The sequence below is a fragment of the Rhodopseudomonas palustris BisB18 genome (genome assembly GCF_000013745.1).
Lineage (GTDB): Bacteria > Pseudomonadota > Alphaproteobacteria > Rhizobiales > Xanthobacteraceae > Rhodopseudomonas_A > Rhodopseudomonas_A palustris_F.
Genome location: NC_007925.1, coordinates 4,882,826 through 4,896,829 on the forward strand (window position 1 = coordinate 4,882,826; position 14,004 = coordinate 4,896,829).

14 protein-coding genes and 1 pseudogene are annotated in these 14,004 nt (G+C 63.5%); 8 read left to right on the forward strand and 7 right to left on the reverse strand.

What is annotated here, in order from left to right; genetic code table 11:
• Window positions 1-183: 183 nt before the first annotated feature.
• Together RPC_RS21920 and RPC_RS21925 are read left to right on the forward strand one after the other, a co-directional pair.
• Window positions 184-972, forward strand: coding sequence for a hypothetical protein (locus RPC_RS21920; protein ID WP_011474782.1), 789 nt, complete (start codon window positions 184-186; stop codon window positions 970-972).
• Window positions 973-1,028: 56 nt separating this feature from the next.
• On the forward strand, window positions 1,029-1,688 hold the full coding sequence (locus RPC_RS21925; RefSeq protein WP_011474783.1) for a hypothetical protein: 660 nt from the start codon (window positions 1,029-1,031) through the stop codon (window positions 1,686-1,688).
• Window positions 1,689-1,947: 259 nt separating this feature from the next.
• Here the strand turns inward: RPC_RS21925 and ilvD are convergent, their stop codons facing one another.
• From ilvD to RPC_RS21940, 3 genes are all read right to left on the reverse strand, one after another.
• Window positions 1,948-3,669 carry a dihydroxy-acid dehydratase gene (gene ilvD / locus RPC_RS21930; protein ID WP_011474784.1) on the reverse strand — a complete coding sequence of 574 codons (1,722 nt, stop codon included), beginning with the start codon at window positions 3,667-3,669 and terminating at the stop codon, window positions 1,948-1,950.
• A 33-nt stretch (window positions 3,670-3,702) separates the two neighbouring features.
• Entirely contained in the window at window positions 3,703-4,989 is a 1,287-nt protein-coding gene (locus RPC_RS21935; RefSeq protein ID WP_011474785.1) for an MFS transporter, read from the reverse strand.
• Between the two features lie 178 nt (window positions 4,990-5,167).
• Window positions 5,168-6,079: a dihydrodipicolinate synthase family protein gene (locus RPC_RS21940; RefSeq protein ID WP_011474786.1), complete on the reverse strand. Its 912-nt coding sequence runs from the start codon at window positions 6,077-6,079 to the stop codon at window positions 5,168-5,170.
• Window positions 6,080-6,276: 197 nt separating this feature from the next.
• Between RPC_RS21940 and RPC_RS21945 the strand changes: the two genes are divergently transcribed.
• From RPC_RS21945 to RPC_RS25720, 4 genes are all read left to right on the forward strand, one after another.
• Window positions 6,277-7,086, forward strand: a complete 810-nt coding sequence (locus RPC_RS21945; RefSeq protein ID WP_011474787.1) for an IclR family transcriptional regulator — start codon at window positions 6,277-6,279, stop codon at window positions 7,084-7,086.
• 220 nt (window positions 7,087-7,306) lie between these two features.
• A complete protein-coding gene (locus tag RPC_RS21950) occupies window positions 7,307-7,645 on the forward strand; it encodes a hypothetical protein (protein WP_011474788.1) in 339 nt (112 codons plus the stop codon).
• Between the two features lie 292 nt (window positions 7,646-7,937).
• Window positions 7,938-8,219, forward strand: coding sequence for a CopG family ribbon-helix-helix protein (locus tag RPC_RS21955; protein WP_041802199.1), 282 nt, complete (start codon window positions 7,938-7,940; stop codon window positions 8,217-8,219).
• A complete protein-coding gene (locus tag RPC_RS25720; RefSeq protein ID WP_011474790.1) occupies window positions 8,209-8,571 on the forward strand; it encodes a type II toxin-antitoxin system RelE/ParE family toxin in 363 nt (120 codons plus the stop codon). The genes RPC_RS21955 and RPC_RS25720 overlap by 11 nt, the downstream gene beginning before the upstream one ends.
• A 579-nt stretch (window positions 8,572-9,150) precedes the next feature.
• Here the strand turns inward: RPC_RS25720 and RPC_RS21965 are convergent.
• Entirely contained in the window at window positions 9,151-9,690 is a 540-nt protein-coding gene (locus tag RPC_RS21965; RefSeq protein ID WP_041802201.1) for an adenine phosphoribosyltransferase, read from the reverse strand.
• A gap of 56 nt (window positions 9,691-9,746) precedes the next feature.
• Window positions 9,747-11,909, reverse strand: coding sequence for an anthranilate synthase component I (locus tag RPC_RS21970; RefSeq protein ID WP_011474792.1), 2,163 nt, complete (start codon window positions 11,907-11,909; stop codon window positions 9,747-9,749).
• Window positions 11,910-12,253: 344 nt separating this feature from the next.
• Here RPC_RS21970 and RPC_RS21975 point away from each other — a divergent pair.
• Window positions 12,254-12,456: pseudogene (locus RPC_RS21975) on the forward strand (type II toxin-antitoxin system HicB family antitoxin).
• Between the two features lie 155 nt (window positions 12,457-12,611).
• The gene (locus tag RPC_RS21980; RefSeq protein ID WP_157043272.1) at window positions 12,612-12,872 is read left to right on the forward strand and encodes a hypothetical protein; all 261 of its coding nucleotides are present in this window, start codon (window positions 12,612-12,614) and stop codon (window positions 12,870-12,872) included.
• A gap of 23 nt (window positions 12,873-12,895) precedes the next feature.
• On the opposite strand, the gene RPC_RS21985 is transcribed toward RPC_RS21980, so the two are convergent.
• Both RPC_RS21985 and RPC_RS21990 read right to left on the reverse strand, forming a co-directional pair.
• Entirely contained in the window at window positions 12,896-13,555 is a 660-nt protein-coding gene (locus tag RPC_RS21985; RefSeq protein ID WP_011474795.1) for a hypothetical protein, read from the reverse strand.
• The gene (locus RPC_RS21990) at window positions 13,555-13,974 is read right to left on the reverse strand and encodes a RusA family crossover junction endodeoxyribonuclease (RefSeq protein WP_011474796.1); all 420 of its coding nucleotides are present in this window, start codon (window positions 13,972-13,974) and stop codon (window positions 13,555-13,557) included. Before RPC_RS21990 ends, RPC_RS21985 begins: the two co-directional genes overlap by 1 nt.
• Window positions 13,975-14,004 lie beyond the last annotated feature (30 nt).

The following is a 14,004-nucleotide window of genomic DNA, read 5'->3' on the forward strand; positions in this document are numbered from 1 at the left end:
ATGCGCGGTGCCGCGCCGGCACGCAGCACCAGGAATTTGTGAGCTATTCGGTGGGCGGCAACCTCGCCGATTGAAATATCCCTTGTTTCTGCCATGTTCTCGACCAAAGCAGAAGGGGCGGTCCGCGCGCGTGAGTCTCGCTCACGCGCTGGCGGCAACACACCGGCCCCAAGAAGGATTCTCATGGCGAAGCCAGCAGTGATTGTTGTGGGTGCCGACAAAGGCGGCGTCGGAAAAACCACGGTCTCGCGCACCTTGCTCGACTATTTCAGCGCCAACAACGTGCCGACCCGGGCGTTCGACACCGAATCGCCGCGCGGCACCCTGAAGCGCTTCCATCCCGACATCACCGAGATCGTCGACATGACGACGACCGCGGACCAGATGAAGATCTTCGACACGCTGAATTCGGCGTCGCCGTCGGTGACGGTGATCGACGTCCGCGCCGGACTGATGTCCAACGCGCTGGCGAATCTGCGCGACATCGGCTTTCTCGACGCCGCGAAATCCGGCCAGATCACCTTCGCGGTGTTCCATATACTGGGACCCTCGATCGCATCCTTGGACGAGATCGCCGAGACCGCGGGCTTCATGCAGGGCGCCAAATACTTCCTGGTGAAGAACTTCATCAACAACACCAGCTTCTTCGAGTGGGACCAGGCGACCTACAATTCGTACTTCCACCGCATCAAGGACGCCACCGAGCTGGTGATCCCGAAGCTCAACGAGATGGCCTACGAGCAGGTCGAGGTCTCGTCGGTGCCGTTCCTGAAATTCGTCGCCAACAAGGGCACCCAGGACGAGCCGGCGAATTACTCCTTCGTGTTGCGCGGCTATGTCCGGCACTGGCTCGCCAACGTCTGGAGCGAGTTCGACCGCATCAAATTGACCGACATTGTCGGCAAGGAAAAGCCGACCGGCCGGCCGCCGAGCAACGCCGTGGCGGGCGGCGTCCACGACGGTGAGAAATAGTTGCAAAGCGCCGGAATTTGGTTGAATCAGGCGATCACCTCGCCTGATATCGCCCCATGGCCCGCACCCCGGTCTACATCATCTGCTCGCCGCGGCCGTTCGTCGGCAAGACGCTGATCGCGCGGCTGCTCGCCGAATTTCTGGCGCTGCAGCGCGGCGACGTGGTGGCGTTCGACGTCAACCTGAAAGAGCCGTCGCTGCTCGACTACCTGCCGCGGCTGACCGAGACCGCCAGCGTCGACGACACCTTCGGCAAGATGGCGCTGATGGATCGGCTGATCCTCGACGACGGCATCGCCAAGGTGGTGGATCTCGGTTTCCACGCCTTCGACGAGTTCTTCAAGATGTCGGAGGAGATCGGCTATCTCAAGGAGGCGGCGCGCCGCCAGGTGGCGCCGCAGATCCTGTTCGTCGCCGACACCGACCGCGGCTCGCTGCGCGGCTACGACATGCTGCAGGCGCAGATCCCGCCCCGCGCGCTGGTCACCGTCGCCAACGACTACGCGCTGCGCGGCGAGATGCCGGCGGTGTTCGCGCGCGGCCGCGTGCTGCCGATCGACGCGCTGCCGACGTTCCTGAAGACCTATATCGACCGGCTGAATTTCTCCTTCACCGGCTATCTGCGCACCGAGAAGGATTCCTCGACCGAGCTGCACCAGTGGATCCGGAAGAACTATTTCAGCTTCCGCGATCTGGAACTGGTGAGGCAGCGGTAGTCGAGACGTTCGGATTGATGCGCTAGGAAAATCCCTGGCCGTCATTCCGGGGCGCGAGCAGCGCAAGCTGCGAGCGAGCCCGGAATCCATAACCACCGCAGGGATTATGGATTCCGGACTTGCTCGTTCTGACGAACTCGCAATCCGGAATGACGTCCGCGGTTGAATTGGGGGCAGTCGGCAAAAAGCCCTCGCGCGAACGCGAGGGCTTGTTGCTTTCAGCCACTATGGGCCGCGACGACGACCGCCGTCGCCGTCGTTACTCCATGTAGGCCCCGGCCATCGCCGAGACCGCCGACTTCGAATAGCGCGCCAGCACGCCCTTCTTGGGCGCGCGGGCGGGCAGCGTCCAGGCCGCGCGGCGCGCGGTCAGGATCGCCGCGACCTCGTCCGGCGTGCGCGGCGCGCCGGCGACGCCGACCACCCGCAACGCGCGGCTGGGAATGTCGATCTCGATCAGATCGCCATTCTCGACCAGCGCGATCGGGCCGCCATCGACGGCTTCCGGCGACACGTGACCGATGCACGGACCGCTGGTGGCGCCTGAGAAACGCCCGTCGGTGACGATGGCGACCGTGCCGTTCAGCCGCGCGTCATAGACGATCGCGTCGGTGGTCATGAACATCTCCGGCATGCCGGAGCCCTTGGGGCCTTCGTAGCGGATCACCACAACGGCGCCGGGATCGATCTTGCCGGCGACGATCGCGACCTGGGCCTCGTCCTCGCTGTCGAACACCGCGGCCGGACCGGTGTGGACATGCATCGCCGGCTTGACCGCGGCGTATTTCACCACCGCGCCGTCGGGGGCAATATTGCCCTCGAGCACGGCGATCGAGCCGAACTTGTCGGACTTCGCCAACGGGCGGATCACCTCCTCCGCCGGGATCGAGTAGCTGCGCAGATGACCGCGGCCACGCTCGAAGAAGCCGTCGTTCTGCAGCAGTTCGAGGTTGTCGCCGAGCGAGCGGCCGGTCACCGTCATGACGTCGAGATCGAGCTGCTCGCGCATCAACCATTGGATCATCGGCACGCCGCCGGCGAACCAGAACAGCTCCGCGGTGTATTTGCCGCTGGGCTGGATCGAGGTCAGGTAGCGCACCTTCTGGCCGATGGCGTCCATTTCGCGCGGATCGACTGAGATCCCCAATTCATGGGCGATCGCCGGCATGTGGATGTAGGCGTTGGTCGAGCCGCCGATCGCCGCATGGACCATCATGGCGTTGCGGAAAGCGGCTTCGGTCATGATCTTGCGCGCGGTCAGGCCGGCCGCGGCGAGACGCATGATCTGCTTGCCCGCCGCGCGCGAGGCGCGGCGAATCTCAGTCATCGTCGCCGGCATCAAGGCGGTGCCGGGCAGCGCGAGACCGAGGGCTTCCGACATGCACTGCATGGTGCTGGCGGTGCCCATGAACTGGCAGGCGCCGCAGGACGGACAACCGGTCAGCTTGTAGTTGGTCATCTCGGCCTTGCCGACCTCGCCCTTCTTGTTGCGCGCCGACAGCGGGCCGGCGAGGCCCGAGGTCGAGTTGCCGGGCCCCGAGCGCATCGCTCCGGACGGGATGTGGATGGTCGGAATGTCCATCCGCGCCGCCGCCATCAGATGCGCCGGGGTCGACTTGTCGCAGCCCGACAACAGGATCATGCCGTCCCACGGGATCACCGAGGCATGAATCTCGACCATGTCGGCGATGATGCCGCGCGAGGCGAGAATGTAGTTCATGCCCTCGTGGCCCTGCGCCCAGCCGTCGCAGATGTCGGTGACGTGGAACTTGGCGGGTTTGCCGCCGGTCTCATAGACGCCGATCGAGGCTTCGTCGGCGAGCACGTCGAGGTGGAAACTGCCGGGATGGCTGTCGCCCTGGACGTCGTCGATCAGGATCTGCTTCTTTTCGAGATCCTCCTCGGTCCAGTTCATCCCCATCATCAGGGCGTCGACCTGGGCCCACAGATCGCGAACATGGCCGCATTTCTGGTCAGACATTGGAATTACTCCTTTGTGCGCGTGCTGCGGGGGTCAGGCGGTGCGGCCGGTGGTCTTGGCCGGCAGGCTGAGGGCGATGAAGAAACCGATCACCAACATGCCGACCAGGAAGTACACGCCGACGTCGTAGCTATCGAACGAGGTGCGCAGCCAACCGACCGCGAACGGGCCGACGAAGCCGCCGAGATTGCCCAGCGCATTGATGATGCCGCGGACGCCACCGGCGACTTCGGACGGGAACAACAGCGGCGGGATGGTCCAGAAGATCGACGAGGCCGACTGCATGAACAAGCCGCAGGCGACCAGGAAGCCGAACGACACCCAGATGTGGTCCTTGAGCAAGGTCGACAGCAGGAAGCAGATGGCGAAGCCGAGGATCGGCAGCGCGGTGTAGCGGCGGCGGTTGCCGGAGCGGTCGGACAGCTGGGCGAAGCCGTACAGGCCGAAGATCATCGCGATGTAGGGGAACATCGACAGGAAGCCGATGCCGGTCATGCCGGTGTTGGTCAATTCCTTGAGCAGCGTCGGCAGCCACATCGCGAAGCCGTAGATGCCCATCTGATAGAACAGATACAGCAGGATCAGCTTCCACATGTTGGGATCGCGCATCACCGCGCCGTAGGAGATCGGCGCACGGTCCTTGCTCTTCATCTCTTCCTGTTCGGCGGCGAGACGCGTGGTGAGATAGTCGCGCTCTTCCTTGGAGATCCACTTCGCGGTCGCGGGACTGTCGGAAATCAGCGGAAACCACACCAGGATCAGCAGCAGCGACAACACGCCTTCGCCGATGAACACCCAGCGCCAGCCGAACGAGGAGATGATCCAGCCGGACAACGGCCCGGTGATGATCGAGGCGATGGCGATGTTCATGATGAAGTACGCGTTGGCGCGGCCACGTTCCTCATTGGGAAACCAGTGGCTGAGGATCACCAGCATCGCCGGCCAGACGCCGCCCTCGGCGACGCCGATCAGGAAGCGGATGATCAGAAGCTGGGTGGAGTTTTGCACGAAGCCGCACAGAATCGACAAGCCGCCCCAGACCAGGATCGACCAGCCGATGAAATTCTTGGCGCTGCGGTGCTCGGCCCAGTGGCCGGCCGGAGCCTGCAGCATCACGTAGCCGATGAAGAAGATGCCGGCGGCGAGGCCGGACATCGATGCGGTCATCTGCAGCGATTCGTTCATGCCGCCGGCCATCGCGAAGCCGATGTTGGTGCGGTCCATGAAGGAGAAGATGTAGACCAGGATCGCCGGCGGGATGATCCGCCACCAGCGTGCGGAGGGAATGGGACGTGCATTGTCGATGGCTATGGCGGTCATAACTGTGGCTCCCATTGAGTTGTCTTGGAAGGGTCCGGCCCGGTTGGCGCCCGGGTCCGCTGTGGTTCACCGTGCCGGGACCAAAGCGCCGGCATTGTTTGGGGCTTGGTTTTGGATCTTGGTGTTGGATCTTGGTGTTGGATCTTGGCGGGGACGGCCCGAGGGCCGTCCCCGGGGGTCAGGCGGCGATGACGCCGGCCGAGATCAGGATCTCGTCCAGGCGCGCGCAGGTGGCAGCATCGGGGCGTGTCGCGGGGGCCGCGACCGCGGTCGAGATGTCGAGCCCGGTCTTGACGAGGGCTTCCTTCACCAGACCGGTGAACGGAACGTCGGTGATGTAGATCTGGCACAGCACCGCGAGCCGGCGCATCAGCGGGCCCAGCGCGGCAAAGTCGCCGCGGTTGAAGGCGGCGTAGATGCCGCAGGTCACTTCCGGGGCGAAATTCGAGGTCGCCGGGATCACCCCGTCGCCGCCGAGCATCAAGGTGTCGAGCACGTATTCGTCGAAGCCGCAGAACACCAGGAAGTCCGGCCGAACGCTCTTCACCTCGGTGATCAGCCGACGGATGTGGCTGAGGCAGTCGACGGTGTCCTTGATGCCGACGATGTTGGGGCAGTCGCGCGCCAGCCGGCCGACCAACTCGATCGACAGATCCTCGCCGGTCAGGGCCGGGAAATTGTAGAGCAGCACCGGCACCGGCACCGCTTCCGCGATGCTTCGGTAGTGCAGGTAGATCCGTTCCTCGGTCAGCCGCGCGTAGTAGGGATTGACCACGATCACCGCATCGGCGCCGGCGGCGGCGGCGTGCTGACCGAGTTCGATCGCCTCGAGGGTGCCGCAGGCGGCGGTGCCGATGATCACCGGCTTGCGACCCGCGACCCGCGCAATGCAGAACTCGGCGATCGCCTTGCGCTGCACCGTGGTCAGATGGGCGAATTCCCCCGCGCTGCCCAGGAACAGGAAGCCGTTGACGTCGCTCTCCAGCAATCGGTCAATCACACGCCCCATGCCTACCGAATCGAAAGTGCCGTCGTCATGCAGAATGGTGGGGACTGGCGGGATGACGCCGCGAAGCAGGGGAAGGGGCATGGGATGGTCTCCGATAGTAATTCCGTATATGGAACTTGATTTCCTGGTGTGGAATAGGCAGTATTATGATGCGGCGGAATCGTCAAGTTCCGTAAAACTACGCAGTTCGTCGGGGGCGTCCCGCCGCGCAGCCGGACGGCAAGTTGCTTCGGCGCGCGATCCAGGCGATCCACGGCCGAATGACGACGGAGGTTGAGATGAGCATGGAGACTGTGAATGACCGGACGGTCGCGCCCGAGGAGCGCTCGGCGGCCCCTGCCCTGACCAAGGGTTTTGCGATCCTCGATCTGATCGCCCAAGAGCCCGGCATCGGCTTCGCGGCGATCAGGTCCCGGCTTGGCCTTCCCAACAGCAGTTGCCACCACCTGATCAGCACGCTGTGCAAGGTCGGCGCGCTGCAATTGCAGGCCGACCGCGGCTATGTGCTAGGCCTTCGGCTGTTCGAACTCGGCACCATCGCCGCCAGCCAGCGCAAGATCGAGCAGTCGGCGCTGCCGGCGCTGAAGCGGCTGGCCCAGGAAGTCGAATTGACCTGCCACCTCGGCGTCATGGAGGGCACCGAGGCGGTCTATCTGATGAAGGTCGAGGGCTTACGCGAGATCCGGGTCAACACCTGGATCGGCAAGCGGTTGTCGCTACATTCCTCGTCGCTCGGCAAAGTGCTGCTGGCGTGGCTGTCGCCTGGCGAGATCGAGGACAAGCTGCGCAACGCCACCTGGGAGGCGAAGACGCCGTCGACCATCACCGATCCGGCGAAATTCCGCGCGCTGCTGAAAGCGGTGCGAGCGCGCGGCTGGGCGTTCGACGACGAGGAGGACGCGCCGAGCATTCGCTGCGTCGCAGCCCCAGTATTCGACATGAAGGGCCGCATCATCGCAGCGATCAGCGCGGTCGGCACAGTGCTCGACATCGAGCCGGAGCGCTTCCCGGTGCTGGCCGAAAAGCTCTGCGCCACCGCGGCGGAAATCTCCGCCAATCTCGGCTACGGCCAGGTCGAGCGGCTGTGAGCCCAAAGATGCGGCATGCTCTTGAGATGCCTCAATTGAACTTTTTGGAAAGAACACTATTTTTAAAGGATAATCAGTTGGCCTAGCGGCAACCCACTGGATTAGGCCCATGAGCAACCCCGTCATCTTAGCCTTTATGCGCTGGTGGAACGCCCTTGCGCTACGCAACGGAACCGCTCGATAATTTCTTAAAGAACAAACGAAAAAGGCCGCGCGCAGGATGGAGCACGGGGTCTTTTGCGCCTTCCTTGAAGGCTCCGACAACGTCATCGGATACTACGCTTTGCAGCTCGGTTCCGACAGCGTTTCAGAACTCTCCGAGACCAACAAAGACAAGTACATCCGGAACTACACAGCGTTTCCAGCCGTGAATTTGAGTTTCTTGGCGGTCGATACGAATTATCAGCGTCAAGCTCTGGGGTCGCATCTGTTGATGGACGTCTTCTCAAAAGTTACCGCGATCACTGCGCATGCTGGCTTACTGCTTATCCCGTTTACTCAGGGACACGCCAAATATAGTGGCACTATCTTATCCCTCCCCTTGGAGCCAAGGGGATGAACGTTCGGAAGACCTTGCGAGATTCGTCAGGGTTTGTCCCGCAGCGCGTCTTGCCGACGGGTTTTTGAACAGCTGATCTCGGAGTTTGCCGTTGCGACGTTCTTGTTTGGCGGCTGGTTTGGGCGAGGCCGGGCCGACGTTCGTGATATCGACCTTGATCGTCCGCGGCGCTGCGAGATCTGGACACATCGAGTGACGCATTTTGGCACGTCTCATCCGTAACGTGATTCCAAGCTTGATCCATGGGATACGTTGGGATACACTGGGTTACATGAGATTAGAGGGCCATTCGATGTCCGAGCAGACTGATAAAACTCAAATTTCTCTCAGGGTCCCCACATCTACGGTTGATGCCTTCGAGCAGATCGCAAGAGCACTGGATCGCGACCGCACTTGGGTGATGCTGCGGGCCCTCAGTCATTTTCTGGCTGAAGAGGGTGCCGATATCCTGCGAGAGGCGGACGGTCTGGCTGCGCTGGATCGTGGTGACGGCGTCGATTTTGATGGAGTTATGGACGAAGCTACCAGGATCGTTGATCAAGCCAAGCTAAGGCGTCGCGGGATTGCCGGCTGATGGCTCCGCGTCTTGCCCGGATGACTCCGAAAGCCCGACAGTGGTTTTGGAGCAAATCACTTACATCGCCGAGCGAAGTCCAGCGGCGGCCGAAAAAATCATCGCTCGTATGCAGGAAGCTCGACGCCTATTGGCGGAACATCCGCACAGCGCTCCGCCGGGGTTGATCCCCGGCACGCGCCGAATGGTAGTAAATCCCTATATTCTCACGGTTCGACAGCGAAATGGCGTCGTTGAGATCGCCGCGATCAGGCATCCTGGACAATCAGACGCGTACAAGCCGATAGAAGCTCTAGATCTGGATGACGACGACAACGACGGCGGAACATCGCCACCAATCTCGTCGATCTAATTGTGGATTCGGCGACCCTACCGCAGTGGCGTGCTGCTGACGGGCTTATGAACAGGCCATCCTAGAATTCGCCTGTGTGACGTTCTGGATTAGTTTCTCGTCTGAGCATCCGCCGGGCCGCCGTCCGTCATATCGACCGTGATCGGCCGCAGCGGATGCCGATAGCGAGCAGTGAACCGCTCTTCGCCATGTCGCCGGCGCGCCAGCACGGGCCGTCCCGGCAAACGCCTGCTGTAAGGCCGCTCAGACCGGACGGAATCAACCAGCTCGAGCTGATCTCGGTCGATGCTGATTCCACGGCGTTCTACGAGAGCCTTGGATTCAGAATCTATTCTGAGAATACCAAGCTTCCTAAAATGCTATACCCTTTAGAAGACATCCTTACATTGGTGCAGTCCCAACCTGCTTGACGGCACCAATACCCTTCCGTTGCCGCGAACCGGCTATGGCCTGCGAAACCGGGTGACGCGACGGGCGCCGGCGACGCGCTTGCCGCCGATCCTTCGAGACGCCCGACTTCGCGCTATGCGCATCGCCGGGCTCCTCAGGATGACGCAGAATCGCGTGGACGGCCGCCGCTCAGTGGCCTTCGAATTCCATCAGCGCGCGGACCGGCACGCCCATGTCGCGGATCTTGGCGGCGCCGCCAAGCTCCGGCAGGTCGATGATGAAGCAGGCGGCGACGATCTCGGCGCCGGTCTGGCGCAAGAGCTTGATGGCGCCTTCCGCGGTGCCGCCGGTGGCGATCAGGTCGTCGACCAGGATCACGCGCTCGCCGGGCTTGATGGCGTCGACGTGCATCTCGATGATGTCGGAGCCGTATTCCAGCGCGTAGGACATGCTCACCGTGGTGTGCGGCAGCTTGCCCTTCTTGCGGATCGGCACGAAGCCCGACGACACCTGATGCGCGATGGCGCCGCCGATGATGAAGCCGCGCGCTTCGATGCCGGCGACCTTGTCGATCTTGGAGCCGGCCCAGGGCTGCACCAATTCGTCGATCGCGCAGCGGAACGAGCGGGCGTCGCCGAGCAGCGTGGTGATGTCACGGAACAGGATGCCCGGTTTCGGATAGTCCGGGATGGTACGGACGCTGGCCTTGAGATCGTAGGCGATGGTCATCGTAAGGTCTTTCACTGCTGCGACGGACATTCCAAGACGTCCTTTCCAAGTGGCGGTCAATTGGCCGGAAGACCAAGCCGGAAGGCGTTTTCGACGATCCGCAGGCCGACCTCGCCACCGAGCGACATCAGCGATTCGGGATGAAACTGCACGCCGCCGACCGGCAAGGTCTTGTGCTCGATCACCATGGCGATGCCGTCCTCGGTGGCGGCGGTGACGGCCAACACCTCGGGCATGCTGTCCTGCTCGACATAGAGCGAGTGATAGCGGCCGATCACGATCTCGTCCGGCAGGCCGCGCATCAGCGTGCCGCCGCGGACCTGGATCTTCGACGGCCGGCCATGCGCCGGCTGCGCCAATTGCCCGAGCTGGCCGCCGAAATACTCGCCCATCGCCTGCACGCCCAGGCACACCCCGAAGATTGGCATGTTCTTCTGCAGCCCAGCGTCGATCGTCGCCTTGATCTTGAAGTCCTCCGGCCGGCCGGGGCCGGGCGACAGCACCAGCAGATCGTAGTCGTTGTTCGCCAGCATCGGCAGCGCGTGGATGTAGCGCACCACGGTGACCTGAGCGCCGACCTGGCGGAAGTAATCCGCCAGCATGTGCACGAAGCTGTCGTCGTGATCGATCAGCAGCACCTTCTTGCCGGAGCCCGAGGCGTCCGGCGCCAGCGCCGACAGCCGCTTCGGCGGATCGCCGCGCAGCGCCTGGAACAGCGCCGCGGCCTTGGTCTGACATTCCTTCTCTTCGGCGACCGGATCGGAATCGAACAATAGCGTGGCGCCGACGCGGACTTCGGCGAGGCCGTCCTTCATCCGGATGGTGCGGATGGTCAGCCCGGTGTTGATGCTGCCGTCGAAATTCACGCAGCCGATCGCGCCGGCGTACCAGCGGCGGCTCGAGCGCTCGTGGTCCTCGACGAACTGCATCGCCCATAATTTCGGCGCCCCGGTCACCGTCACCGCCCAGGCGTGGGTCAGGAAGGCGTCGAGCGCATCAAAGCCCGGCCGCAACATGCCCTCGACGTGGTCGACGGTGTGGAACAGTTTTGAATAGGTTTCGATCTGGCGGCGCGCGAGAACTTTAATTGTGCCCGGCACGCAGACCCGCGCTTTGTCGTTGCGGTCGACGTCGGTGCACATGTTGAGCTCGAATTCGTCTTTCTCCGAATTCAGCAATTGCCGGATCTGCTCGGCGTCGCCGATGGCGTCGACGCCGCGCGCGATGGTGCCGGAAATCGGGCAGGTCTCGATGCGGCGCCCGTCCGAGCGCACGAACATTTCCGGCGACGCCGCCACCAAAAATTCGCCGTCGCCGAGATTCATCAAGGCGCCGTAGGGCGACGGATTGATCCGGCAGAGCCGCTGAAATACTTCCGCCGGCGAGCGCTCGCACGGCTCGGCGAACAATTGCCCGGGCACCGCCTCGAACAGATCGCCGCGGGCGAACGCCGCGCGGGCGACCTCCACCGTGGCCTGATATTCGCCGGGGGCGTGATCGGCAAAGCCCTGCCGTGGGCTCTTGGCGTAGACGCTGTCCGGGGTGTCGTGCGACAGCCCCTCGGTGGAGCGGCCGTTCCAGGAGAATTCGTAGGCCAGATGCACGCCGCGGCCGGTGGCGCGGTCATAGGCCAACAGCCGGTCCGGGACGTACAGCACGATGTCGCGCTGGTCGGCTTCGCGGGCGCGCTTTGGCTTCAGATCTTCGAACTGAAACACCAGGTCATAGGCGAAGGCGCCGAACAGCCCGAGCATCGGATCGCCCGGCGAGGCGAACGCCGCCACCAGCGCCCGCACCAGCGACATCATGCTGGCGCGCCTGGTGCGCTGGTCCTCGTCGACCGGCGCTTCGCCGCGGATGATATGGCCGTCGATCTGGCGGCCGGCGACTTTGTCGATCACCACGCAGGGCTCCTGCAGGGTGGCGGCGAGGAACGCCAGCAGCACCTCGCCGCGGGCGTTCAGCGCGGTCAACGCGAAGTTGTCGCCGGTGGAAACCAGCCGCAGCGGCGGATCGGCGAAGCCGAGGTCGAAGCTCTCGTAGCGGCCGGGCACCGTGGTGCCGGACGACAGCATCACGCCGGGGCGGTGGTCGAGCAGGTCGATCAGATTGTCGAGCGCGTCGCCGCCGGTGAATTGCTGCACGCTGCGCGTCACCGAAAGCCCGCCGGCGGTGGCGTAATCGCTGCGCGCGGGCAGCGCGAATACGGTTCGGTTCATCTGTCCTTGCTCCTTAAACGCTGGCCCCGTCGCAAAACTCGGTGTTGCGGAAGGCTGGGAACGCAGGGCAAACAAACAAAAGGCCGTCGCACTGCGTTGACGGCCTTGACGATTGGAAAAATGGAAATCGCACCGGCCACCTTCAGAAGGTGGGCCACCAGAGACGGGAAAGGCGGGCTGCCGTGCGCATGGCGGCTAAACCATCATCCACGGCCGGCGATGTCAAGGCCCGAGCGGCGCGGAGCGGCCCCGACCAAAGGGGGAGGCGCGGAGCAGGCGCGAGGCCCCGGTTGCAGGGCTGTTGCACTCGGCTAAGCTGCGGGCGGGCTCAAGGAGCGGCGCTGATGCGCTACGCCATCGTAATCGAACAGGCGGCAATTATTCGGCCTATGTGCCGGACCTGCCGGGCTGCGTCGCGACCGGCGACAGCGTCGCGGCGGTCGAGACTGAAATCCGCGCCGCCATTCGCTTTCACATCGACGGTTTTAAAGAGGACGGCCTGCCGGTACCCGCCGCCACCAGCATCGCGGCTTACGTCGAAACCTGATCGGGGCGACCCGCCCGGCTGCAATGGCCGTCAAGCGAACCTCATCCCGCCGCAGGCGGCTGTGCCCCCTGTGGAAAAGTCGCAGATCTCAATCGCGCCGGAATGGCGGAAAAATTCCGCCTCAATCCGGCGACGATACTTCGTCGATACGGCAAGTGACCGTAGCAGCAACCGACCGAGGTGGCGTGATGGGTAACCGGATTGACGCGCAGATCGACGACATCATCGCTTCCTGCGACGGCAACCTCGTCGGCGCGATCAAGGCGCTGATCCTGGTCAACGAGCGGCTGGAATCCGAGATCGCGCGGCTGCAGGCGGCGGCTCCGGTCGCGAACTGTGCCGACGAAAGCCCGCTGCAGCCACAGGCTCCGCTCACGCCTTCTTCAGAAACTCGGTGCGCAGCACCAGCCCTTTGACCTTGTCGGTGCGCGGTGTCGGTCTACGCCGCCGCCGGCACCATGTCGGCCAAGGTCCGCAGAATCGCGACGAACCGCTCGAGCAGTCCGTCATCCACCACGGCATCGAGGTCGCCATGCGCGACCGCGTTGCGTGGCGCGATGGCGCGCCGCAGCACATGGGCTTCGTCGGGCGTGACATAGCCGTCCGACGCCAGCACCTCGACCAGGCGGGCCGGCGTCTGCGGGCGCTGCAACTGATCGGGGAGCAGCGCCCGCCCGACCGCCTCGAAGGTCGCCCAGGCCATCACCAGCGCCGGGTGACGATGACCGGCGGAGAGCAACGTCTCCACCTGCCGAATCGACCCATCGATCAATTGGCGAGAGGCTATCCCCAAGTTTCTGCCGGAGGCCAACGGCGAGGCATAGAAAACCTGCAGCTCCCAATCGCTCTGACCGGCAAATAGCGACTGCAGCCCTTCAATCTTGTTGTCGGATGGAGACGTCGGGCCGACGATCTCAATGGCAATCTTCTTGCCTTTCTTGAGCGCGATGGCATCGGGCCGATAGGCCTGCATGAAAGGCGGAAGAATCGCCGGCGAAGGGTTCACATAAACGTCAAAGCCCTCCGCCTGGTATTTCGGCAGCAGGCTCTCGATCACTTCCGCTTCGCTGCTGCCAAGACTGCTCTCGAGACGGTTCATCAGGTGAGGTCCTCGAATGGATCGTCGGACAACCGGATATATAGGACAGGCTCGCTCTGGATTAAGGCCTGCTGCAAGACCGGGCTAGGCGAGCCGAACCCGAATACGTTGCCGGGCTCGAACTTCTGAACCAGCACACGGTGCACCTGTCGATCGTCCAGATAGACATTGCGCCCCAGTGCATCGAGAACCGGCTTGATGATATTGTCGATATCGCCGGCCATTTCCGAGGCAGGGAAGTAGAACAACGTTGCTGCGATCGGGCTGCCGCTGGCGAAATGCCCCTCCGGCAGCGCCGCCCGACTGGCGGCGATGATCTGCGCCTTCCACTGTTCGATCGATTCCCGCCGCTTGGCCTGCAAGGAAACCGGCGTTCCCACCACAAGAAATTCCAGCGGGAATTGGATGTCCGCGCCCATGTCGTCGATCGCCCCACCGCGCCGCCGAAA